19 protein-coding genes and 1 pseudogene are annotated in these 21,739 nt (G+C 63.3%); 19 read left to right on the forward strand and 1 reads right to left on the reverse strand.

Translation table 11 applies throughout. The features are described from left to right. Positions 1-1,501: methyl-accepting chemotaxis protein (locus NUW12_09875; protein MCR4403066.1), on the reverse strand; the 1,501-nt coding region annotated here is incomplete at its 3' end. A gap of 385 nt (positions 1,502-1,886) precedes the next feature. On the opposite strand from NUW12_09875, the gene NUW12_09880 reads away from it, so the two are divergent. The 19 genes and pseudogenes from NUW12_09880 (at position 1,887) to NUW12_09970 (ending at position 21,558) form a co-directional block, all read left to right on the forward strand. After that, the gene (locus NUW12_09880; GenBank protein MCR4403067.1) at positions 1,887-3,479 is read left to right on the forward strand and encodes a glycosyltransferase; all 1,593 of its coding nucleotides are present in this window, start codon (positions 1,887-1,889) and stop codon (positions 3,477-3,479) included. Positions 3,480-3,765: 286 nt separating this feature from the next. After that, positions 3,766-4,599, forward strand: coding sequence for a flagellin (locus NUW12_09885; protein MCR4403068.1), 834 nt, complete (start codon positions 3,766-3,768; stop codon positions 4,597-4,599). Between the two features lie 267 nt (positions 4,600-4,866). Further along, on the forward strand, positions 4,867-5,289 hold the full coding sequence (locus NUW12_09890) for a flagellar protein FliS (protein ID MCR4403069.1): 423 nt from the start codon (positions 4,867-4,869) through the stop codon (positions 5,287-5,289). 6 nt (positions 5,290-5,295) lie between these two features. Next, positions 5,296-5,742, forward strand: a complete 447-nt coding sequence (locus NUW12_09895; protein ID MCR4403070.1) for a flagellar protein FlaG — start codon at positions 5,296-5,298, stop codon at positions 5,740-5,742. An 81-nt stretch (positions 5,743-5,823) separates the two neighbouring features. Next, the gene (gene fliD, locus NUW12_09900; protein MCR4403071.1) at positions 5,824-7,278 is read left to right on the forward strand and encodes a flagellar filament capping protein FliD; all 1,455 of its coding nucleotides are present in this window, start codon (positions 5,824-5,826) and stop codon (positions 7,276-7,278) included. Between the two features lie 444 nt (positions 7,279-7,722). Further along, on the forward strand, positions 7,723-8,214 hold the full coding sequence (locus NUW12_09905) for a hypothetical protein (protein MCR4403072.1): 492 nt from the start codon (positions 7,723-7,725) through the stop codon (positions 8,212-8,214). A gap of 225 nt (positions 8,215-8,439) precedes the next feature. Continuing rightward, positions 8,440-9,852: a sigma-54 dependent transcriptional regulator gene (locus NUW12_09910; GenBank protein MCR4403073.1), complete on the forward strand. Its 1,413-nt coding sequence runs from the start codon at positions 8,440-8,442 to the stop codon at positions 9,850-9,852. A gap of 104 nt (positions 9,853-9,956) precedes the next feature. Further along, positions 9,957-11,993, forward strand: a complete 2,037-nt coding sequence (locus NUW12_09915; GenBank protein MCR4403074.1) for an ATP-binding protein — start codon at positions 9,957-9,959, stop codon at positions 11,991-11,993. 86 nt (positions 11,994-12,079) lie between these two features. Continuing rightward, the gene (locus tag NUW12_09920) at positions 12,080-13,153 is read left to right on the forward strand and encodes a beta-lactamase family protein (protein ID MCR4403075.1); all 1,074 of its coding nucleotides are present in this window, start codon (positions 12,080-12,082) and stop codon (positions 13,151-13,153) included. Further along, complete coding sequence (locus tag NUW12_09925) at positions 13,147-14,427, forward strand: anhydro-N-acetylmuramic acid kinase (GenBank protein MCR4403076.1); 1,281 nt, start codon at positions 13,147-13,149, stop codon at positions 14,425-14,427. Before NUW12_09920 ends, NUW12_09925 begins: the two co-directional genes overlap by 7 nt. A gap of 233 nt (positions 14,428-14,660) precedes the next feature. Then, on the forward strand, positions 14,661-16,106 hold the full coding sequence (locus NUW12_09930) for a hypothetical protein (protein MCR4403077.1): 1,446 nt from the start codon (positions 14,661-14,663) through the stop codon (positions 16,104-16,106). An 84-nt stretch (positions 16,107-16,190) separates the two neighbouring features. Beyond that, positions 16,191-16,748: an inosine/xanthosine triphosphatase gene (gene yjjX, locus NUW12_09935; protein MCR4403078.1), complete on the forward strand. Its 558-nt coding sequence runs from the start codon at positions 16,191-16,193 to the stop codon at positions 16,746-16,748. A 42-nt stretch (positions 16,749-16,790) separates the two neighbouring features. Next, on the forward strand, positions 16,791-17,105 hold the full coding sequence (locus NUW12_09940; protein ID MCR4403079.1) for a DUF1540 domain-containing protein: 315 nt from the start codon (positions 16,791-16,793) through the stop codon (positions 17,103-17,105). A gap of 246 nt (positions 17,106-17,351) precedes the next feature. Continuing rightward, positions 17,352-18,164, forward strand: a pseudogene (speE, locus tag NUW12_09945) (polyamine aminopropyltransferase). Between the two features lie 117 nt (positions 18,165-18,281). After that, entirely contained in the window at positions 18,282-18,767 is a 486-nt protein-coding gene (locus tag NUW12_09950) for a transcriptional repressor (GenBank protein ID MCR4403080.1), read from the forward strand. A gap of 45 nt (positions 18,768-18,812) precedes the next feature. After that, positions 18,813-19,445, forward strand: coding sequence for a 50S ribosome-binding GTPase (locus NUW12_09955; protein MCR4403081.1), 633 nt, complete (start codon positions 18,813-18,815; stop codon positions 19,443-19,445). After that, positions 19,405-20,772 (forward strand): ferrous iron transporter B, encoded by a 1,368-nt coding sequence (locus NUW12_09960; protein MCR4403082.1) that lies wholly within the window; start codon positions 19,405-19,407, stop codon positions 20,770-20,772. The genes NUW12_09955 and NUW12_09960 overlap by 41 nt, the downstream gene beginning before the upstream one ends. After that, the gene (locus NUW12_09965; protein ID MCR4403083.1) at positions 20,769-21,104 is read left to right on the forward strand and encodes a ferrous iron transport protein A; all 336 of its coding nucleotides are present in this window, start codon (positions 20,769-20,771) and stop codon (positions 21,102-21,104) included. The genes NUW12_09960 and NUW12_09965 overlap by 4 nt, the downstream gene beginning before the upstream one ends. Before the next feature lie 10 nt (positions 21,105-21,114). Next, a complete protein-coding gene (locus NUW12_09970) occupies positions 21,115-21,558 on the forward strand; it encodes a hypothetical protein (protein MCR4403084.1) in 444 nt (147 codons plus the stop codon). Positions 21,559-21,739 lie beyond the last annotated feature (181 nt).

A 21,739-nucleotide genomic window follows, 5' to 3' on the forward strand; every position in this document is an offset into this window, starting at 1 on the left:
GGACGTCAGTTGCCTTGCTCGCAGTCTCGATGCTCCGTTGCATGGTGCTGATGAGCCCCGCTATCTCCTTCGTCGCCTTGCCCGAGCGCTCCGCCAGCTTGCGCACCTCGTCCGCCACGACCGCGAAGCCCTTGCCGTGGTCCCCCGCGCGGGCAGCTTCGATGGCTGCGTTGAGCGCAAGCAGGTTCGTCTGCTCAGCGATGTCGTCGATGACCTCTATGATCTTGCCGATCTCGCTGGAGTGCGCGCCGAGCTCTCTGATGCCCGAGGCGACCGCCTCGGCTTGAGCCCGGATGTCGTCCATGCCCGCCACTACGTCGTCCACGGCCCGCGAGCCGCTCCCTGCCGCCGCACGGCTCTTCTCAGCTGCCGCGATGAGCGAGCCCACGGCCTTCGAGACCCCTTCCATGAGGCGAGCCATGGATGCAACCACCGAGTTGGCCTGGCTCACCGAAGAAGCCTGTTCGTGCGCCCCCTTGGCTATCTGCTCGATGGCCGCAGAAAGCTGGCTCGTGGCGCTCGACGTCGCGTGGGCGCTCGTGCTCTGCTCCGCAGCTCCCTTGGCCACCTGCTCGATCGTCTTCGCCACCTGCTCCGTGGCGGTCGCGGCTTCGTCCGCGCTCGCGGCGAGCTCGTGCCCGGTGGACGCCACGTTCTTGGCGTGCCTTCTCAGCTCTTCCACCACGGTTCTGAGGCTCGAGACCATCTCGGAAAACGCCCGGGCCAGGACGCCCACCTCATCACCGCGCTTCGTGCCTGGCACCTCCACCTGGAGGCGGCCTGCGGCAACATCCTGAGCCGCACGGGCGAGAGCTCTCGTGGGCCCCGTGATGCCAGCGGCGAGCGCAAGCGCCAGGATGAGGCCAAGCACCGAGGCGGCCCCGAGAATGAGCGCCGTGCGCTGCCGAACGTTCCTCGCGGCGGACTTGGCTGCCTCGCTCGCCGAGTCCGCTGCGTCTTGGTAGGCCTTGAGCCCCGTCTGGAGCTTCTCCCTGATGCTCTCGATGATGGCGTCGCCATCCGTCATCATGTAGCCGAGCGCCTCACCGAGCTGGCCGTTGTCGATGTACTCGAAGAGCCTGTTACGGCACCCCTCCCAGAGAGCTCGCATGTCCGCCACGGACGCCGTCTCGGCTTCCCCTTTGCCCTCGCTGACCTCCTCGCTTCGCTCCCTTTGCTCCTTGGTCGCGAAGGTGGCAGCCGAGAGCGCGTCGAACTGTTGCGCAATCTCCGCATCGGCGTCTTTCAAGGTCTTGTGGAGTCTGGCATCGCCGATGAGGAGAAAACCGCGCAAAGCGGCGGTGAATCTCTCAAACGCGCCGAACAACTTCTCTATCTGGTCCAGGCGGACCATTTGTTCATCGACGACCCTCTCGAGGTCACTGCTCACTTTGGTGACTCCCTGAAGCCCGAGGAAGCCGATCACCGCCATCAGCAGGAGAAGCGCGAAAAAGCTCGCGAGGATCTTGAATCCTATCCCGAAACGGATCCTAGACCTCATTGACGCTTCACTCCTCTCAGCGCCCCAACCTTGCGGTGCCGATGGCTTTCCGTAGGCGCCACGTCGGAACGGCAGGGGCACGTCTGACACTACATTGCTAGGATCCTCAAGACCCAAAGATCGCATCGGTATAGCGCGTCTGTGAGAGAAAAGCCGCCGCGTTCGCGCCTTGGCGCCGGAAACCCCCGGCACATGCTCCCTAATACAGGTATCGGCAGACTCCGCCGCCGCTTTAGATCAGGGTCGCTGCTCTAGATAAGGCGCGCGCCCCCCGGGCCGGAATATCGCCAGACATTGGTGCCCTAAAGACGCAGTCCTGAATGCCGATATGGTGAATAGACACGACGCGACACGGATTGACGAAAACGAATCAGAGGGGCGCGGTATGGCGATGAGGAAAGGGCACGCGGCCAGGAGACATAGCGGTGGGAAGACAGACACCAGGCGTGTCGCGGGCATGGAGAAGACCGGCATCAGCCTGTGCATGATCGTCAGAGACGAGGAGGAGTTCCTTCCCGGATGCCTCGACAGCGTGAAAGGCGTGGCCGATGAGATCGTCGTCGTCGACACCGGCTCCACCGACCGTACAATGCAGATAGCCCGCGAGTACGGAGCGAGGGTCTACCAGTACGAGTGGAGCGATGACTTCGCCGCGGCCCGAAACGAAAGCCTCAAGCATGCGACGTGCGGATGGATACTCGTGCTCGACGCCGACGAGCGTCTTGGAGCCGGCGCGGGAGAGACACTCAAAGCGGTCGCCCGGGGAGGGCGTCCGAAAGCCATCTATGCGGCAAGGATAGTCAACAGCAGCGCCCCCGGAAGCGAGACGCAGCACTACTTCCCGAGGTTCTTTCCGAATCGTGAGGGGATACGGTATGAAGGCTTGATTCACGAGAGACCCGTCTCACGCTCGCAGGAAGCCTTGTCACGGTCACAGCTTCCTTACAGGCTCGAGGGGTTTACCGTCATCCACCACGGGTACAAGCAAGAAGTGGTGCATGGTCGCGGCAAGATGAGGCGGAACATCGAGCTCCTACAGAGGATCCTGGAGGCTGGCGATGACCCGTACTATCGGTACAAGCTCGGGTCGATGCTCCTTTCCGTGGGCAAGCTGCCTGAGGCCGTGTCCGAGATCGAGAGGGTGCTGGCTGCGCTCGAGTCAATGGATGGCGACACCAGACGCAAGACGAGCGTCGGCCGCGTCGACGTCCTGCTGCTCCTCGCTGAGGCGTACGAGAAGCAGGGGAGGCAAGACGACGCATCGCGCGCTATCGACCGGGCGCTCGAGATCCTGCCCCGCTCGAAGGAGGCACGCCACGAGAAAGCGGTCCGGCTCTTCAGGCAGGGTAAGCTGGAGGAGGCGCGAGGTATGTTCCTCGCGCTCGCATCTGATCGAGCGGGCGATCGTTCGGACACCAGCGGAGAGCAACTGGTGTTCGACATGTCCCTGGACACGTGGAAACCCCTTGTCATGGTAGCTAGGTGCAGCTTGCGCCTGGGCGACATCCCCGGGGCCGCAGAGGCTTTGGCTGACGCAGCGGGCTTCGTTCCGAGGAGCGACGACTACCTCGATACCGTCCGGCAGACCCTGAACGAGATCGATCGTGGCCGGACCGGAGGAGGCGAAGAGGGCGCCGCTCGGACCAAGCTGCTCAGGGACATTCTGGATGAGGAAGCAGCGAGAAGACTCGCAAAAGCGGACCTCCTGCTCGCGGAGGGCGAGACTGCCCGTGCCCTGGAGCTATACGCGGGCTCAGCGAGGCTGAGCGGAGGTGGAAACGGTGCCGTGCTCGCGAAGATCGCCCGCGCTCAGCTGCGGCTCGGCAACACCAGGGAGGCGTTCTCGACCTACCTTCAGGCGCTGCGGTCGCTGCCAGGCGACCTGGAGGCCGTTCGTCTGCTCCTGGAACTGACGGAAGAGTTCAAGACCCTCAACAGCGACGCTGAAGGATTTGACGGAGCCGCGACAGTGAGCTGACCGTCCCTAGCCTTGGGAACGAGCGTTTTGGGTCCTGCCCACTAAATGGGCGCGGCGGCTTGCCGATATTGGTAATAGAGCGTAGAGGCAGCGACTTTCGCGCCATGCAACAAAGGAGGGGGTGAGAGGGTGGTAGCCTAGGTCGCGTGAAACGGGAACGGGCGTCCCGGCATGGCGAACAGCCCGCGCGGACAGGGCCGCGCTCCGCGTGACAAGGCGCGGCAAGAGGACGGATCCTCGGCCCGCGGCAGAGCCGCGGGATGAAAGAACAAGGAGGTAGACATGAATGGCTCAGGGTGACATCACCAGAATAGCGTCGAACATATCCGGCATGAACGCGTTGAACGCGTTGAAAGCCGTGAACCAGAAGCTCGGAATCCACCAGCTCAGGTTGTCGACGGGTAAGCGGATCAACGAGGCGGCAGACGACCCCGCTGGGCTCACGATCGCGACGAAGCTGAACTACAAGAGCAGAGGCCTGGGAGTCGCGCTCGACAACATCGGGGATGCGAAGAACCTCCTCGGAGTCGCCGAGGGCAGCCTGAACAAGATCAGCGACATCCTGCTCCTGATAAGAGACAAGGCGGAGCAGGCCGCAAACGACACTCTGGGAACAGCGGAGCGGCAGGCCATAAAGAGCCAGATCGAGGCGCTCGTTGCAGAGATCGACACGATAGTGGACGAGACGGAATGGAACGGGCAATCTCTCATCGGCGCAAGTGCGACGAGCATGACGTTCCAGACCGGGTTCCAGAGCACGGCGAGTACTGAGGTCAACGTTTTCAAGCCGCATGATGCCAGCACCCTGGGCATCGCGACTGTTGACGTGGAGTCGCACGCGTCGGCGACAGCCTATATGGATCTCGTCGACCAGGCGCTGGCCACCGTCAGCTCGACCCTGAAGGACATCGGGGCGATCGTGTCGCGTCTCACGTTCAAGGAAGAGAACCTCATCGTTGCGAAGACCAACACCGAGGCGGCGTACAACCGTATCATGAACGCGGACATCGCAGCCGAGCAACTCGAGGCGATGAAGTACCAGATCCTGCAGCAGACGGCCACCGCGATGCTGGCGCAGGCGAACGTTGCGCCGCAGGCGGTATTGGGTCTGTTCAGGTAGTCGACACGGCTCGGCCCCGAATCTTTGCCCTTGATTCGGGTGTGATCGGTCCACCGCGCGGGACAGGGATACGCTCGTGGGGGGAAGGAGGCCTTCCCCTCACGAGCGCCTAGCACGAGGCCATTACGACGTTCGGGTGAGCCCGTGCGGCCGGGGCTGAGCGAGGCCAGCCGGGGCTCACGTTGTCTATGGTCGCCCAGACCGTGCTTCGTGAAGGGAGAGACCCGGTGTGCCGGAGGCTTTCGGGGCCGACTGGAGGTTATGTCCATGAACGCTGAACTTGACGTGCTGCAGGCTGCGAGCGAGTATAGGGGTCGGAGCGCGCAAGGTGTGTACCGGGCGCAACAAGTGCTCTCGGCAAGGCCCGAGGAGCTCGTGCTGATGGTGTATGACCACATCATCGCGAGTTGCAGGGCCAAGGACAAGAAGAAGGCATCCGCAGGTATCGCGACGCTCATTGACAGCCTGGACCTCGACCAGGGCGAGGTCGCCGCGGGACTGTTCCGACTGTATAGATACGCGATGGAGAGGGTCTGGAAGGGAGAGTTCGGTGAAGCACTTTCCGTGATGCGCCCGCTCCGCGAGACCTGGGCGGCCGCTACGAAGGGTAGGGTGAGCACTGCGAACCCCCTTGGCATCGGGCCGGCAGTAAGTGGCGCGGAGAGGGTTGGCGCCTCGGCCACGGGGTGATTCCACGTGGAAGTCACAGTCGCTGAGGTCAGATTGAGACGTCTAGACATGCTGTCGAACGCTCAAGCACGTCACGCAGCGCCGCGCCTCGCCCTCGTTCCCGATGAGAAGGACGGGCGAGCGGCGACGTATGGTGCGCGTGGGCTCGGAGCAAGAGGTGCGGCGGAGGATCCGCACGAAACACCGATCCGGGCTGCTGAGGAAGCCAAGGCTGAGGCAAAGCGCGCTCGAGAGGCGCAAGAGCGGGCCGAACGTATCGCCAAGCTCCTTGCGGAGGGCGTCGTGAACATCAGGATCACATTCCACGTGGATAACGGCACTAACGAGGTGACCATCAGGGTGATCGACAACGCCACGGGCGAGGTCGTGCGTCACATCCCTCCTGAAGAATTGGCAACCATGATGGAGCACCTAAGAGGATTTGCGGGTCTGGTCGTGGACAGAAAGAGGTAGGTTCGCGGGAGCGCTGGATACTGCGCGAGGGCAGTGAAGCACGGCGTTCAACGAGCTCGGGCTCAAGAGGAGGTGGTCTTCGTGAGTCTCGGTATATTGCCTCTTGCGACAGGCGCGAGTCAGCTCGAGGAGCTCATCAAGAAGTACATGGAGATTGAGTCAAAGCCCGTCACCGACCTCAAAGCTGTCAAAGAGGCGCTCAACACGAAAGCCGCGATGTTCAGGGACCTCAACTCCTCGCTCCTCGCGCTGAAGAACGCGGCGGCAGGTCTCATCCCTGACGACCTTACGTCGCTGTACGATGCGCGAGCCGCGGTTTCGGCGAACCCGGACGTGGTCTCCGCAAAGGCATCGGCCTTGGCGGCCAGAGCGACCTACAGAGTCTTCGTCGAAAGGCTCGCAGGCTACGATGTCGTGGTATCCAACAGCTACGTCAGCACGGGCACGGAGATCTCGATGACGGCGGGCACGGGGACGAAAACCTTCACCGTGACCGTCGGAGGCGCTTCCTGGGACATCAGTGTTCAGGTGGTTGCTGGCGAGGACAATGCCACCGTGCTGGCGAACATAGCCGCGGCGATCAATGCCTCTGGCGCGGGCGCAGTGGTGAGCGCAACGGTGGTGAGCGAGCAGTCGGGCACGTGCCGGCTTGTCATCACCGCGAGGAGTACGGGAAGCGCAAGCGCCATCATCCTCACGGAAGCGGGGGGTGAGCACAACATCCTCTCCGCGTCCGGGACGAGCTCCTCCGTGCAATCCTCGGGCTCGAGCGGAGGGTACCTCGTTGCCCGCGACACGCTGGACGCCAAGTTCACGCTGAACGGCCTTTCGTTCGTGCGGTCGTCAAACGAGGTATCGGACGCTATCTCCGGGGTCACGCTCACCCTCAAGAAAGCGCAGACCACCGGGGAAGCCCCGGTGAACGTGGACGTCACTCGGGACACGAGCTCTTTGAAGGACAAGATAGAGGCGTTCATCTCGAGTTACAATTCGACGATAGGGTATCTCAGCAGCAAGACCCTGGTAGATGTGGACGCCGGAATACGAGGAGACCTCGCGGGCGATCCCACCTACCTGGAACTGAAGCTGAAGATGAACCGGATCATTCAGGGTAGGGTGGAGGGGCTGGCCTACCCTGATCCCACTAGGCTATACGACTTGGGCATCACCCTCGACAGCTCGGGCAACCTCGTTCTAAGCGACGAGGCCAAGCTGGACGCGGCGCTCGCCGACCACCCGGAGGCGGTAGAGGACCTGTTTACGTCGGCGAGCGGGGTGGCTGTCAAGATGCGCGACCTCATGGAGCCGTTTGTAGAGGAACTGACGGGCATCATCGCGCGTCAACAGCAGTCCATCACCAACCAGATCAGCAGGATTGACTCGAGAGTGAAGGACCTCGAGGAGCGCCTGGCCGTGAGAGAGAAGGCGCTTCGATCGGAGTTTTCGTCGCTCATCCGGGCCATGCAGCTCATGAGCGCTCAGAGCGCCTTGTTGAGCAGCTTCATGGCTCAGGCCAACGCGGTGTTCGCTTACTGAACCATGTAGACGAGTCTTGGCGGTTCTCCAGCGCATTCGGGGTCTCCAGGGCACGTTGACGGGCCTCGAAGGATTCAAGACGCAGCATCACGCGGCGTCGCGCGGTGTCAAAGGCCAGCTTGGCCGCAAAGCGCAGGAGCAGTCGGGAGTGCGTTGCCGAAGCGCCCAGGGGCACGGCGCCGAGGGCGTCTTTGCCAACACGCGGACGCGGACCTGCGCTTGCAGACCGGCCGGCTGGACGCGGCGCGGCGTGTTTTCGCGTCGAGCGAGGCGTGACTCGGGGGCACGACAGTGTGCCGTGGAGACCCCGCGCGGGGGAATACCGTCGGTGAGGAGCCACTCGGAGCACCGGCGAGGGCGGGTACTAGCGGTTACTAGCAGAAGAGTTGAGTGGAAGCGAGATTGCGTTGGGAACGACGGCTGTCGGAACGGGGAGGACGCGGCTTGGGCAAGAAGGACGTGCGTGAGGAGAAGATAGCCACGCTTGTCGCGAGCTACGATAGGGAAGCGCTTCTTCTCGAGCGCATCGCTCAACACATGAAGCACGAGATGGAGCTCCTCCGAGCGGGAGACTACGCTTCTCTCTGTGACTCTCTGGTAGGACGCGGCGAGCACGTCGACGGCATCACGCAGATCGAAGCGAGGCGTCGCGAGCTGGAAGCGGAGCTTTCAGACGACCGACCCGCAGTTGGAGGAGCGGGTTCGCTGCGGGAGGCGTTCAAGGACCCTCGAGTGGTGGAGGCTCGCCGCAGGGCTGCGGCGATGCACCGACGGGCTCTCGAGCTCGACGCTGAACTCCGAGAATTGGCGCGCGCTCGCCGAGCCGAAATGGAAAGGGAACTTGCCGAACTTGCCCAAGGCAGAATCGCGAGCCACGCGTACCGTGAGCACGGGCGTGCCAAACTCGCCCCGAGATTCCTCGACAAGGAGCGGTGACGCCCAGCTTCAGACGTCCACCACGGTGGCGCGGAGGCGGGCCAGTCTCTCCAAGAGCCTGCCGCAAGAGCGCCTGCCGCAAGCCCTCCTTAGTGCCACACGTGCCATCATCCGACCATTCCAAGAAGGATATTCCATCTAAGCGTCGAAAAACGTAGCTATCACGCGAACTTCCGTCGCGCGGGCTTCCGCGCACGATAGTCACCCTGGCGGGGTGATTTGAGGGTGGTCTACAGAGTCCTTATCGTTGACGACGAGCCCAACATGAGGGCCGTGCTTTCTGACGTGCTCACCGAGGAAGGATACGAGGTAGAGTCGGCGCGCGACGGCGCAGAGTGTATCGCGAAGGTCACTTCCGGAGACTTCCACGTAGTCGTGCTCGACCTCAAGCTCCCTGATGCGAACGGCATCGACGTCCTGCGCCAGATCAAGGAGCGTTCCCCAGAGAGCGTCGTCATCATGATAACCGCTTTTTCCTCGGTGGACACGGCCATCGAGGCCATGAAGTGCGGTGCCTATGACTACATAACGAAGCCGTTCAAGATCGACAACTTCAAAATGGTAGTGAGGAGCGCCTTGGAGCTTGGGGCGTCATTCTCTCGCGCCCCCCGTCGCCAATCCCTCAGGGCGGAGAGCGAGTTCGGGATGGTGGGCTCCACCCCCGAGATGCAGAGGGTCTTCAGGATGATCGACGACATCGCGCCGACCAACGCGACGGTGCTTATCTACGGTGAGAGCGGAACCGGAAAGGAACTCCTCGCCAAGGCCATCCACAACTGCAGCCACAGGGCGGACAAGCCTTTCGTCAAGGTGAACTGCGCTGCCGTTCCCGAGAGCTTGCTCGAATCCGAGCTCTTCGGGCACGAACGCGGCGCGTTCACGTCGGCCGTGACGAAGCGCCTAGGTCGCTTCGAGGTGGCAGACATGGGCACGATCTTCCTGGATGAAGTGGGCGAGATGAGCCCGGCCATGCAGGCGAAGTTACTTAGAGTCACGCAGGAGAAGGAGTTCGAACGCGTCGGAAGCTCGCAGACGATTCGCGTCGACGTGCGCATAATCGCCGCCACGAACCAAGACCTCAAGGACAAGGTGGCGAAAGGTGAGTTCAGGGAGGACCTTTACTACCGTCTCAGCGTCATTCCCATTTACCTTCCGCCGCTGCGCGAACGAAAGGATGACATTCCTCTCCTTGTGAACAAGTTCGTGGCGCACTACAGTAAGACCATCGGGAGGAAGGTCACGCACGTCTCGGACAAGGCCATGAAGATGCTCGTGGACTACGATTGGCCGGGAAACGTGCGGGAGCTCGAGAACTGCATCGAGCGGGCGGTCATCTTCGCCAAGGGCCAGGTGATAGATGAGAGCAACCTCTATATAGGCAGCCCCGCGATAAACGCTCCTACGGCGCTATCGTGCCAGGGCGCGCACGCCAACGGAGGAACTGTCAACGCCGACTCGGAGGGAATCGACGCGTCTGTCGGGCCGGGCAGACCCCTTTCGATGCGAGAGGTCGAAAAGGCCCATATAGCGCGGGTGCTTCGCGAGACCAACAGCAACCGGACAGAGGCCGCGAGGATTCTCCAGATCAGCCGGCGCACCTTGCTCAACAAGATCAAGGAGTACGGGATAGCGGAGTAGGGCCCCTTTGCGGAGGCCGCCGCCGAGACGCCCGCGGCGCCTGCCTGCATGTCAAGGCCTTGCGGCGTCCGGATCATCGCACGACAGTCTGCGGGGTGTTTTGGGTGGGTAGCGCTTGGCTTGACGTGGCGCTTGCTGCGGTGAGCGCTGGGGCGCTCATGCTAGCCTACTTGGAAAGGCGCGCGGCACGGCGGAAGGTTGCCGAGGCCAGGGACCAGCTTTCCTCGATGCGCGAGTTCGTGTCGGGCCTCGCCGAGAACGACCTTGCCCTGCAGAAGGAGCTGGTGGCAGCAAACGCCGAGCTCAATAGGCGCGTCTTGCAGCTCGCCAGCCTCTTTGAGGTCGGCAAGGAACTCATGTCACTCCGACGACCTGATGAAGTGTTAGACCGCATCGCGGCGATCGCAGGCCGTCTCATCCCCTCCCAAGGATGTGCCATCCGCATATTGAGCCGAGATAGATCCCGCCTCGTACTGAAGGCCCATCACGGACTGTCCCCCGAGTTCGTAGAGAAAAGCGGGTCCGTGCCCGTCGACGCGGGCTCTCTCGGACAAGTCGTGCGGCTGGGCAAACCGCTGGCAGGCGTCGACGGCGCCGGCGAGGCGAGCACGCACTTCGAAGACATGGGGCGTGAGGGGATGACGTTCGCCCTTTCGGTGCCCCTGGCGGTGTGCGGTGAAGTGACCGGGGTCCTGACGGTCTACACCCCGAGCATCCACGAGCGTACGAGAGACGAGATCAGGTTCCTCACGATCCTCGCGGCGTACGCTTCGGCCGCCCTCGAGAATGCGGAGCTGTACGCTGACCTTGGACGAGCCAACAGGGAACTCTCAGCTCTGAAGGAGTACAACGAAAGCATTATCGAGAGCCTGACGATCGGCCTTGCGGTCGTAGACAGGGACCTTGTCATCACCACGTGGAACGGGGGCATGGAGGCCATCACGGGGATCTCGGCCGACCAAGCGCTCGGGAGGAAGTACTTCGAGGTTCTCCCCGAGCAGGCGGAGGCTGGCCTTGCGGACATCCTCGAGGAAGTGCTCGAAGAAGGAGAGACCTTGGAGAGCGACGAGATGCGTCAACACGCGCCGGACGGCAGGGAATACGTGGTCTCGTTCAGGGTGTGCCCGCTGGTGGGCACGCCGGACGGGCCGGCGCAATGCGATGACATCGCCTTCGCTGACGGCGCGAGCGCGGCTTCGTCGCCGGGCGCTCCTGTGACGGGCGCCATAATCGTGGCGGAGGACGTAACCATGCGTGTGAGCTTGGGCGAGCGCCTGAGGAGGGCGGAGCGCCTCAAGGCGGTGGGGGAGTTCGCAGCGGGCGTTGCCCACGAGATCAATAATCCCATAGGCATCATATCTGCGTGTGCGGAGCACCTGGCGGACAAGATCGCGAAAGGCGTCGACTCTCCCAGCGAGTACTTGAGATCTCTGAAGGCCATCGAGCAGGAGGCTGCAAGGTGCTCGGCCATCATAAAGAACCTCACGGTCTTCTCTCGCCACCAGGAGATGCACCTGCGGCCCACTGACGTGCGTTCAGTCGTTGAGGACACGCTCTATCTCGTAGAGCGTCAGGCGGCGGCGTCCGGCGTAACAATAGAGGTGGAGGAGACAGAAGGAAGAAGACAAAGGGCGCAGCACGAGGAAGGAACGGGCCCCCGCCCGAAAGGAATAGGAGCGCGAACGACGAGCGGGGATGGCGATGTCCGTGGCGCGACCGATACGCCTGTGACGAGCCTCCCGCCAGTCCTCGCGGACGAGGCGCAGCTCAAGCAGGTGTTTTTGAATCTCGCCGTGAACGCCATACAGGCCATGCCGGATGGAGGGATGCTCAGGATCCGCTTCGGGTTCGACCAGGGCAGGAGGAGGGCCGGCGGGTGCCTTGGCCGTGAGGCGGACATGACAGGCAGGGGAAGAGGGTGTGTGTGGGTGGCGTTCGCGGACACCGGCTGCGGCATCCCCCGCAAGAATCTCCCCAAGATCTTCACGCCTTTCTTCACGACTCGAAGCACCGGCGTCGGCCTCGGGCTCGCCGTGAGCCACGGCATAGTGGAGGCCCACGGCGGCATGATCTCGGTGGAAAGCAAAGAAGGCGAAGGCAGCACTTTCACGGTATACCTGCCTGCGGCAAGGCACCATTGACTAAGATCACCCGATTGCCTCGGGCGGTCTTTCCCACACAGCCGCGGGCGGCGGTTCCAGGTGATGTCGAAGGTGGTGTCGATTCAATGGTACAGGGAATTGGAAATCCAGTCGAGGCTCTCTTGGAGGAATCTTGCGCTTCGGGCGAGATCCCGGGGGCTGCTTGGGTGTTCGGCAGACGCGACGGCGTGGCGGGAGTGGGAGCTTGTGGATTCGCGATAGTGAATCCCGAGAGGAGGCGGATGACGGTCGACACCGTGTTCGATCTCGCCTCCGTTACGAAGTGCGTCGCGACGGCTACCGGGGCCATGATCCTGATCGAGAGGGGAAGGATGCGCCTGGACGACGGGGTCAAGGAGTTCGTCCCTGAGTTCGGAGCAGCCGGCAAGGAGAGTGTCACGATCCGCCATCTCCTGACCCATACATCGGGGCTTCCCGCCTGGGCTGACCTCTACCTACACGCTTCGTCCCCCGCGGACATGATAGCGAGGATCTGCCGGATGCCTTTGGAGTACGAGCCGGGCAGCAGGGTGGTGTACAGCTGCCTCGGGTTCATAGTCCTCGGCGAGGTGGTGAGCAGAGTAGCCGGGCAGTCCCTGGACGCGTTCGTCAGAGCCGAGGTGTTCGCGCCCCTCGGGATGAGCGACACTTGTTTCAATCCGCCGGAAGGGATGAGAACCAGGATAGCTGCGACGGAGCACTGCAAGTGGCGCGGAAGGGTGCTCATCGGCGAAGTCCACGACGAGAACGCTTTCGCCATGGGAGGGGTAAGCGGCAACGCGGGGCTCTTCTCCACCGTGAGGGACTTGGCTGTGTTCTGCAGGATGTTCCTCGGGGAAGGGTCACTCGGCGGGGTGCGTGTGCTGTCGCCGGCTGCGGTGAGGGCAATGACGCGCGACTACACCGGTCACCGTCTGGGAGAGAGCCGGGGCCTCGGCTGGGTCGTCCGCGGAGAAGGGGCGCTGTCGTCCGCGGGCGATCTCATGTCGGCGAGGGCGTACGGTCACACGGGTTTCACCGGCACGTCGGTGTGGATAGACCCCGAGCTCGACGTATTCGCCGTGCTGCTCACGAACAGGGTGCATTTCGGCCGGTCGTGCGAAGCCCATATCAAGCTCAGGCCGAGGTTTCACAACGCGGTGGTGGGCTTGTTGTGTTGAGGGTAGTCGGCCTGATGTCCGGCACATCTGCAGACGGCGTGGATGCGGCGCTCGTTGAGATACATGGGGCCGACCTGGGTGAACGCCGCTTCCACGTCACGAGCGGTACGGCGTGCGGTGCCGAGGCCGCAAAGGGCGATGGCGAGGATCTCGGAGAACCTCGCATCGAGCTGGGGCGCGTAGTCTTCAAGAGGATACCCTACGCAGCGGACCTGCGCGCGCGCGTGCTCGCGATGGCGCGGCAGGGGGCAGCCAGCGTGGATGAGGTCTGTCGCATGAACTTCGTGCTCGGCGAGGTGTTTGCAGAGGCGGCGCTCGAGGTCATTGAGGCGGCGGGTCTTACGCCTGAGGACATTGACCTCATCGGCTCCCATGGCCAAACTGTCTACCACATCCCGGAGTTCGAGACGTGCTGCGGCGTGCGAACGAGGTCCACGCTTCAGATAGGCGAGTCCGCTGTGATCGCCGAGCGCACCGGCATAACCACGGTAGCGGACTTCCGTGTGCGTGATGTGGCCGCTGGGGGCCAAGGGGCGCCGCTTGTGCCGTATGCTGACTACGTGCTCTTCCGGGACGCACGGCGTTCGAGGATCATCCAGAACATCGGGGGTATCGCGAACCTCACGGCGCTTCGCGCCGGGTGCAGTCTCGGCGATGTGTTCGCGTTCGATACGGGACCCGGCAACATGGTCATCGACGGGGTCGTATCCATAATCACGGAGGGACGGCAGGCGTTCGACAGGGATGGCAGGATGGCGGCATCCGGACATGTGAACGCGGAGCTTCTCGCCTGGGCGCTGTCTCACCCGTTCTTCGAGAAGGACCCTCCGAAGACCACCGGCCGCGAGGAGTTCGGGGCGCAGTATGCGGAGGAGATGATGAAAAGGTCGACTGCCCTAGCGGTCCCGAGCGAGGATGTCGTTGCCACGGCGACGGCGCTCACGGCCGAGTCCATAGCGGCAAGCTACGCAAGATGGGTGATCCCGAAGTGGGGGCGGGGCGTGGACGAGGTCATAGTCGGCGGAGGAGGCGCTTTCAACCCGACCCTCCTCGCCATGCTGCGCCGGCGCCTTCCCGGGGTCACGGTCCTCACCCATGAGGACGTGGGAATCTCCAGCGACGCAAAGGAGGCCATTGCGTTCGCGATCCTCGCGTGCGAGACTGTGTGGGGACGACGCACGAACGTCCCAGGGGCTACCGGCGCTCGACGCCGCGTCGTGCTCGGCAAGATCGTGCCCGGCCGGGCATGGCGCGCGTTCGAGCTGGAGCGGTGAGAGGTGCGATCACGGTGGCGCGGCGGTCGGCGGCGGCACGGTAGCGCGGAGTCATGACCGCGTGGTGGTGGTGCCGAGAACAAGGCATAGTTGCAGGATTGACTCGACGGGGAAAGAATAACCACGAGAGTCGCTTGGGATGGAGTCCGCGGGGCGGCTTTGGCAGGGCGTCTCGCAGCACCATTCGTGCCCCAAGCGGAATGCGCGCGGAATGGAGGAGGCTAAGCATAATAGTGGACACGCATGCATCGCCGGGCAAGTTCGTCATGCCAACGTCGGAGGAGCTTGCCGCGCGGTCGGACGAGGATATCGAAAGCACTCTTGCGAGGGCTGCACGGGAAATGAAGGCAGCCGCCGTGCCGGGCCTCGAGCGGCTCGCGGCGGCCGGTGATCCTCGTGTCATTCTGGCGGCGGTCCGCGCCCTCGGCGAGGTTCGAGACGCTTGTGCTGCTGAGGCGCTCGCAAGGATAAAGGACGGGGCCGGCGACAAGAGCGTGCGGAAGGAGGCAGGGCGATCCCTGCAAAGGCTCAAGTCAGCGGGGATCAACCCGGCGCCGGTTCCTCAAGGCGCTGCCCGGCATGCTCCGGCGATTTCCATGCCTGCGGGGAAAGTGGAGAGCGCGTTCGCCGGGTACTACGATCGGGAGGGCACTCGTTTGCTCGCCACCCAGGTGTGGTCCCCCGCAAGGGGTAGAACCCTGATCGTGTGGGCGTTGAACGAGGAATCAGGGGTGGAGGACTGCCGGGTGTTTCACGGGAGCAAGCGTGCTCTGCGCGAGTGGGCGCGCGACCACATGAAGGACATGAGGCTTGTGGAGATCGACGTGGAGCACGCGAGATTCCTGATGAAAGAGGCAGCTGACGCCGGACGCAGGGCCGGAAAGGAGATGCCTCGAGGATACGCGGTGTACAGTGAGGCGGTCAGGAACATGCCCGCGCCTCCAACGCGCCCGATCGTCTATGAGAGGCTGGAAGTCGACGGGATAAGGAATGATGCGTCGGCGCTCCGTGCCTCCCGCCGTCTCCTGGGCCTATCGTTCGCGTGCCCTTGGGACTTGGGCGAGGCGGCGAGGCCGTTCAGGGAGAGGATTATCGGCATCGCCAAGAGCGTCATCTATACGAGCCCAGCCGTCCGGAGCGAGCGGGTGCGGGCCACAGTCGACGAAGCCGCCGCAGCCATGTTCACGCCGGAGGTGGCGGAAAGGTACCGGAGGCGCCTGGAGGAAACGGCGTACCTGCTCCTTCTCGAAGGCAGAGTCAGGCCGGCGCGTTCCGCGCTCGCCGCCGCCCTTGCCATCGCCGATGGCAAGCCCCTCAGTGAGATGCCTTTTGTCCAGGCGCTGGTGGAGAAGAGCATTGGGGTCGCCAGGAGAGGGGCACGCGAAGAGGCCAGGCTTCGAAGGCTAAGGGCCGAGCGCGAGCGGCACCGTTTGGTCAGGCCTGCCTTCGAGCCCGAGAGCGCGGAAGACGACGACGAGGCCTTGTTCGGAGGCGAAGAAGGCGCTTGGGAGATCGGACCGGGCCCGGAATGGGAAGGAAGCTCTCGCGAGGAAGACGATGACCACTGGCGTGATGATACCGCCGCCGAGAGCGGCGAACTTGGCGACCGAGGCGATGGTCAAAGTGACGGCGGCCGCTCGATCATCATAGATCCACGCAACCCGCGCCCGCTGCGGTGAGATGGGATGGCGAGACTGGGTGACCGTGGGTCACCATGGTTCGGAGCTTCTTGTTGGGGCTCTTGTGTGGGAGGGAACCACTGCGTGAAGGTGGTAGTCGGGTCCACGAACCCCGTGAAAGTCCGGGCGGTGCGCAGAGTGTTCGCCCGAGCTTTTCGTGGCGACGATGTTGAAATCGAAGGAATGAGCGTGGATGCGGGCCTGCCGGATCAGCCATTGGGCGATGGTGAGACCCGCCGGTGTGCGGTGGCCCGTGCAGTGCATGTGCTCAAGACCACGGACGCCGACGTAGGGATCGGATTGGAGGGTGGAGTCGCCTTTGAGGATGACGCCGAGGGCGGAGGGAGCAGCGAGGCCTATCTCATAGGATGGTGCGCCATAGCAACGAGGGACGGGACTCTGTCGGTCGCGCGCGGCGCGTCGATGCCTCTTCCCCCCGCCGTTGGGCGAGAGGTTGCGGCGGGTAGGGAGCTCGGGCCGGTCATGGACGAGCTCACCGGGGTCCACAACTCCAAGCAAAAGCTCGGGGCGGTCGGGTACTTCACATGTGGTTTGCTGCCGCGCGAGAAGTCGTGGGAGTACACGATAACCTGTGCCATGGTCAAGTTGCTCCGTCCCGATCACTACTCCGAGAGAGCATAAAATCTCATTACCGTGGCACCCTTTTGGGTGGAGGTGATGAGGATGGGCAAGATAACAGGGGTGAAGTGCACGGTAAACGAGTGCGTGTACTGGGGCTCGGGCGATGTTTGCGAGGCCGACGCCATAGAAGTGAACAGGAACCCTGCCCAGCGTGGCTCGGCCAGAGGCGCCGGCATGGAGGTAGGACGGATAGGTGAACGCGCCGGAGCACGCGGTGCGGCTAGGGGTGCCGATGTGGAGGCAGGCAGGATAGGCGAACGTGGTGAGACTCTGGGCGAGGGAAGATTCGCGGCCTTCTCGTCTGAACACACCATGTGCAAGACGTTCAAGCCCAGGGCAACCGGGTACAGCCGGTGACCTTCCTCCTTCCCGGTGACATGGACGGCACACTGGTTCCTCCGGCCGGGCGCGTCTCGCGCCCGGCTCGCGTGTTTCGCCCGATGCGGCCTCCGTCATCCAATGGACCTCGTGCCAAACCCCTCTCCTCTTCTCTTCGGGGCCTTCGGGTATTCGGGGCCGCCCCGGTCTCCGTCGTTGACATGCCCAGTGGTCAGGAATATAATAGCTGCGCAGGAAAACCAAACCCGAAAGGGAGGCCGTGAGTTGGAACTCTGGTTTAGCGAGAGGCAGACGCCGAGCGTGGCGCTGTCTTTCAAGATCGCTCGTACCGTTCACCGCGAGCAGACGAAGTACCAGGATCTTGCGGTTCTCGAAACCACCGACGACAGAAGGGTCCTTGTCCTGGACGGCTGCATCATGACGACGGACCTGGACGAGTTCGTGTATCACGAGATGATCGCCCACGTGCCCATGTGCACGCATCCGAACCCTCGGACCGTGCTCGTCGTGGGCGGGGGCGACGGCGGCACCATACGAGAGGTGCTCAAGCACGGATCGGTGCAGACCGCGGTGCTCGCCGAGATAGACGAGGGGGTCATAGAAGCGAGCCGCCGCCACCTGCCGCACCTGTCCGCGTCTCTAGCGGATCCCAGGTGCCGCATCATGGTAGGCGACGGAGCGGAGCACGTGAGGTCCCACCGCGGCGAGTACGACGTAATCATCTGTGACTCAACCGACCCGGTGGGCCCCGGGACCGTGCTTTTCTCGGAGGAATTCTACGGCGATTGCCATCGTTCCTTGACCGTCGACGGAGTGTTCTGCGCGCAGATGGAGTCGCCGTTTGTCCACGCCGAAGTCATCGGGAGGTCTGTGGAAAGCCTTCGACGGGTGTTCCCTGTGGTGCGGCTGTATCTCGCGGTTGTTCCCTCATACCCAGGAGCGCTGTGGAGCTTCGTCCTGGCGTCCAAGAAACACGACCCGATCCGGGACGCGCGGGCAGTGAGCCTTGAAACGCGCTACTACTCTCCTGAAGTCCACAAGGCTGCATTCGTCCTTCCGAGGTTCGTCGAGGAGCTCGTGCGTCCGCGGGATTCGCGAGACGGGCAGGGAGGAGAGGGCGGAAACGTCGGACGCTACGTCGGATCAGACGCGGGATCCGCGAGCCCTTGAGGACCAAAAGCAGGAGGTGAGGAGGTGCCCCGCGAGCTTTCGGACATAAAGGAGCTTCTTGCCGAGAGAGACCTGAGATTGACTCCGCAGAGAGAGGCCATTCTTCGTGTCCTCGTGAACCATGCGGACCTGCACCTTTCCGCAGACGAGGTTTTCCGGCGCACGAAAGAGGAATGCCCGGACATCGGTCTAGCCACCGTGTACCGTACCCTAGAGATCTTTGAGAATCTCGGAATCATTCACAAGCTGCAGTTCGGTGAGGAAGGCAGCAGGTACGAGTTCAACCCCGAGTTCCAGAAACACTACCACCACCACCTCATATGCCTGAGTTGCGGCGGCATCTTCGAATTCAACGAGGACCTTCTCGACGACATAGAGAGGGCCATCTCCGAGCGCACCGGCTTCGACGTCGTTGATCATAGCCTCAGAGTCTATGGATACTGTCGGAGATGCCGGACCGCCGCGCGTGGGACGGGCGACGTCGCCGACAGCCAGAACAAGAGCTCATAGCTACGCATAACATATCCCAACCTGCTCCAGGAGGCGACGTGCTCAGTGCGCCGTAGGAAGCTTGCTGTCGTCGGGACGCCCAACGTAGGCAAGAGCGTGCTCTTCAACGTGCTGACAGGCGCTTACGCCACCGTCTCCAACTATCCAGGGACCACTGTGGACGTCTCGCGCGGTCTCGCAAAGATTCGCGGAGTCCCGTTCGAGGTCATAGATACCCCCGGCGCGTACTCCCTCGTGCCCATCACAGAGGAGGAGCGGGTGACGCTGTTGCTTCTCCTCGAAGAGGACATCGACGTGGTTGTGCACGTCGTGGACGCGCGAAACCTCCGACGGATGCTCCCCCTCACGCTGCAACTCATCGAAGCGGGGTTTCCGCTGCTGGTCGACGTCAACATATTGGACGAGGCAGAGCGCATAGGGATAAGAATAGACATCCCACGCCTCGAACAGGAGCTGGGCGTGGCCGTGGTCGGCACGGTGCTCACGCGCGGGCTCGGGATAGAGGCTCTCAAGGACAGGGTGGTGGCGTGTGTCCAGGGTGTCTCCAGTATCGCAGGCGCACGCGTCGGGACGCTTCGTGGACCACATAGAGCGCGCCGCACGGGAGATCGAGGGCGTGCTCCGGGGGCGCTACCGCATGTCGAAGAGGGCTATCGCCCTCCTGCTCCTCTCGGATGACAAGGACGTGCACGCTCTGGTACGCAGGACTGAAGGAGGCGAGCGTCACGATCGGATCCGCAGGATCGTGGAGTCGACGGCGAGGCTCGCTGACATGCCCTTGTCCTACTTGATCGGCCTCGAACGCCAGGAGCGGGCGGACCTCATCGCCAGGCGGGTGACCACAGAGGGCTCCCGACGCGTTGGCTATGCCGCACAGGCTCTGGACTTCGTGACGCTGTTCCCGCCGACCGCGATCCCGTTGCTCCTCGTCGTGCTCTACTTGGGGCTGTACCGGTTGGTGGGAGTGTTCGGAGCCGGTACGCTGGTGGACTTTCTAGAGAGGTGCGTGTTCGGCGAGGTCGTGAATCCCTTCGTGAACGCCCTCGTGGCGCGGCACGTAGGCAACGCGGCCCTGAGAGAGCTTCTTGCCGGTGATTACGGCCTCATCACGCTCGGCTTGCGGTACTCGGTGGCCATCGTGCTGCCGGTGGTCGGCACGTTCTTCTTGGTGTTTTCGATCCTCGAGGACACCGGTTACCTGCCGAGGATCGCACTCATGGTGGACAGAGCCTTCAAGCTGATAGGACTGAGCGGTAGGGCGGTGATCCCCATAACTCTCGGCTTCGGCTGCGGAACGATGGCTACGATGGTGACACGGACCCTCGAGACCAGGCGGGAACGGACCGTAGCCACGCTGCTCCTGGCGCTCGCCGTGCCGTGCTCCGCACAGCTCGGTGTGACCTTGGGAATGCTCTCGACGAGGCCGCGGGCGGTGCTGCTGTGGGTGGGGGTGGTTGGCACGGTGTTTCTCGTGGCGGGGGGCGCGGCCTCGCGGTTTCTCCCGGGCGAGCGGCCGGTATTCTACATGGAGGTGCCGCCCCTCCGCGTGCCGGTGGTGTCGAATGTGCTCGCAAAGACGTTCGCCCGCATGAGATGGTACTTCGCCGAGGTGATGCCGCTCTTCCTGGGGGCGAGCCTCGTCATCTGGGTCGGCAGGATGACGGGCCTCTTCCAACTTGTGCTGAAGGGGTTGGAGGTTCCGGTGACGCTCATCGGCCTGCCGCCGGAGGCGGCGTTCTCCTTCCTTTTCGGTTTCTTACGGCGAGACTACGGAGCTGCGGGGCTGTATGACCTTGCGAGGTCCGGGAAGCTCACCGACCAGCAGCTCGTTGTGGCGTCGGTTGCCCTCACGTTGTTCGTCCCGTGTGTCGCGCAGTTCGCGATGATGTGGAAGGAACGAGGCTGGAGAACCGCGCTCGCCATCACCGCCTTAGCGTTGGCGGTCGCCTTCGGCACGGGCTACCTTCTCAACCTAGTCCTGACGGAGATTGGTGCCGTAGTATGATGAGCGTTGCGAGCGGAGGCGCGCGGATAATCCGCGTCCGGCGCGACACAATAAGTCAAGAGCGTGGCCAGTCCACGCGTCCCCTTGCGGCGCTCAACGCGGGCGACCGAGGACGGGTGGTGCGGGTCAACAGCGCGAGCGCCCCCCTCCTTCAGAAACTCCTTGCCATGGCAGTGCTTCCGGGAAGCGAGGTCAGGGTGAACCTGACGTTTCCGGTATTCGTGTTGGAGACCGACAACACGCGTGTGGCGGTAGACCGCGCAATTGCGGCGCAGATCTTAGTGGAACCAGCCGTGGATTCGGGAAGACGACTCGACGGCACGAAGGGATGACTGGCGGGCTTTGCTCTCTGTAGCGCTCCGGTTTCTAGTGGCCTCCGCTCTATCGTCGGGGGTCGCTTTCGTGTTCAACAGGGCGGCGTCGCGTGGAGGCCGACCCGGGCCGCTCGTGGCGTTCGTGCTTGGTCCGGGCATCGAGGAGGCTGCCAAGACTGGCTTCGCGCTGGCTGTAGGGGCACCGGTGGTCCTGGCGCATCTCGGCTTTGGCGCAGTGGAAGCGGTGTACGATGCTTGGGGACGACGCGCTTCTGGCGAGAACAGGGCATCCGGGCTTGCTGCGGGGACCATGAGCCTTCTGAGCCATTCCGCGCTCGGGATCGTTGCTCGCGAGGTGCTCGTTCGAACGGGGGAGCCGCTTCTTGCAGTGATGGTCGCGTCCGCCGTGCATGCCTTATGGAACGTCGGAATGGTCGTGCTGACGGGAGCGAGCAGGCGGTGGCAGCCATAAACCTAAGATTGACTTGGTTTCGCGACGGGTAATATAATGAAACGCAAGGCGGCACGAGAAAACGCCGGCGTCAAGTAGGGCTTTAGACGGGTGTACACGGGGTGCCTTGGGCTAAAGCCCTTTTCGGCATGGGCGTGTGCGGAAGCTCGCGACCCCGGGCTGGGCTCCGTTGCAACTCACA

The sequence above is a fragment of the Bacillota bacterium genome, assembly GCA_024653485.1.
GTDB lineage: Bacteria > Bacillota > SHA-98 > UBA4971 > UBA4971 > UBA6256.

Bases quoted from the DNA above. Each gene is read 5' to 3' on its own strand.
- NUW12_09880 (MCR4403067.1), top strand. From the start codon at position 1,887: ATGGCGATGAGGAAAGGGCACGCGGCCAGGAGACATAGCGGTGGGAAG.
- NUW12_09885 (MCR4403068.1), top strand. From the start codon at position 3,766: ATGGCTCAGGGTGACATCACCAGAATAGCGTCGAACATATCCGGCATG.
- NUW12_09890 (MCR4403069.1), top strand. From the start codon at position 4,867: ATGAACGCTGAACTTGACGTGCTGCAGGCTGCGAGCGAGTATAGGGGT.
- NUW12_09920 (MCR4403075.1), top strand. From the start codon at position 12,080: ATGGTACAGGGAATTGGAAATCCAGTCGAGGCTCTCTTGGAGGAATCT.
- NUW12_09940 (MCR4403079.1), top strand. From the start codon at position 16,791: ATGGGCAAGATAACAGGGGTGAAGTGCACGGTAAACGAGTGCGTGTAC.
- NUW12_09960 (MCR4403082.1), top strand. From the start codon at position 19,405: ATGTCGAAGAGGGCTATCGCCCTCCTGCTCCTCTCGGATGACAAGGAC.
- NUW12_09965 (MCR4403083.1), top strand. From the start codon at position 20,769: ATGATGAGCGTTGCGAGCGGAGGCGCGCGGATAATCCGCGTCCGGCGC.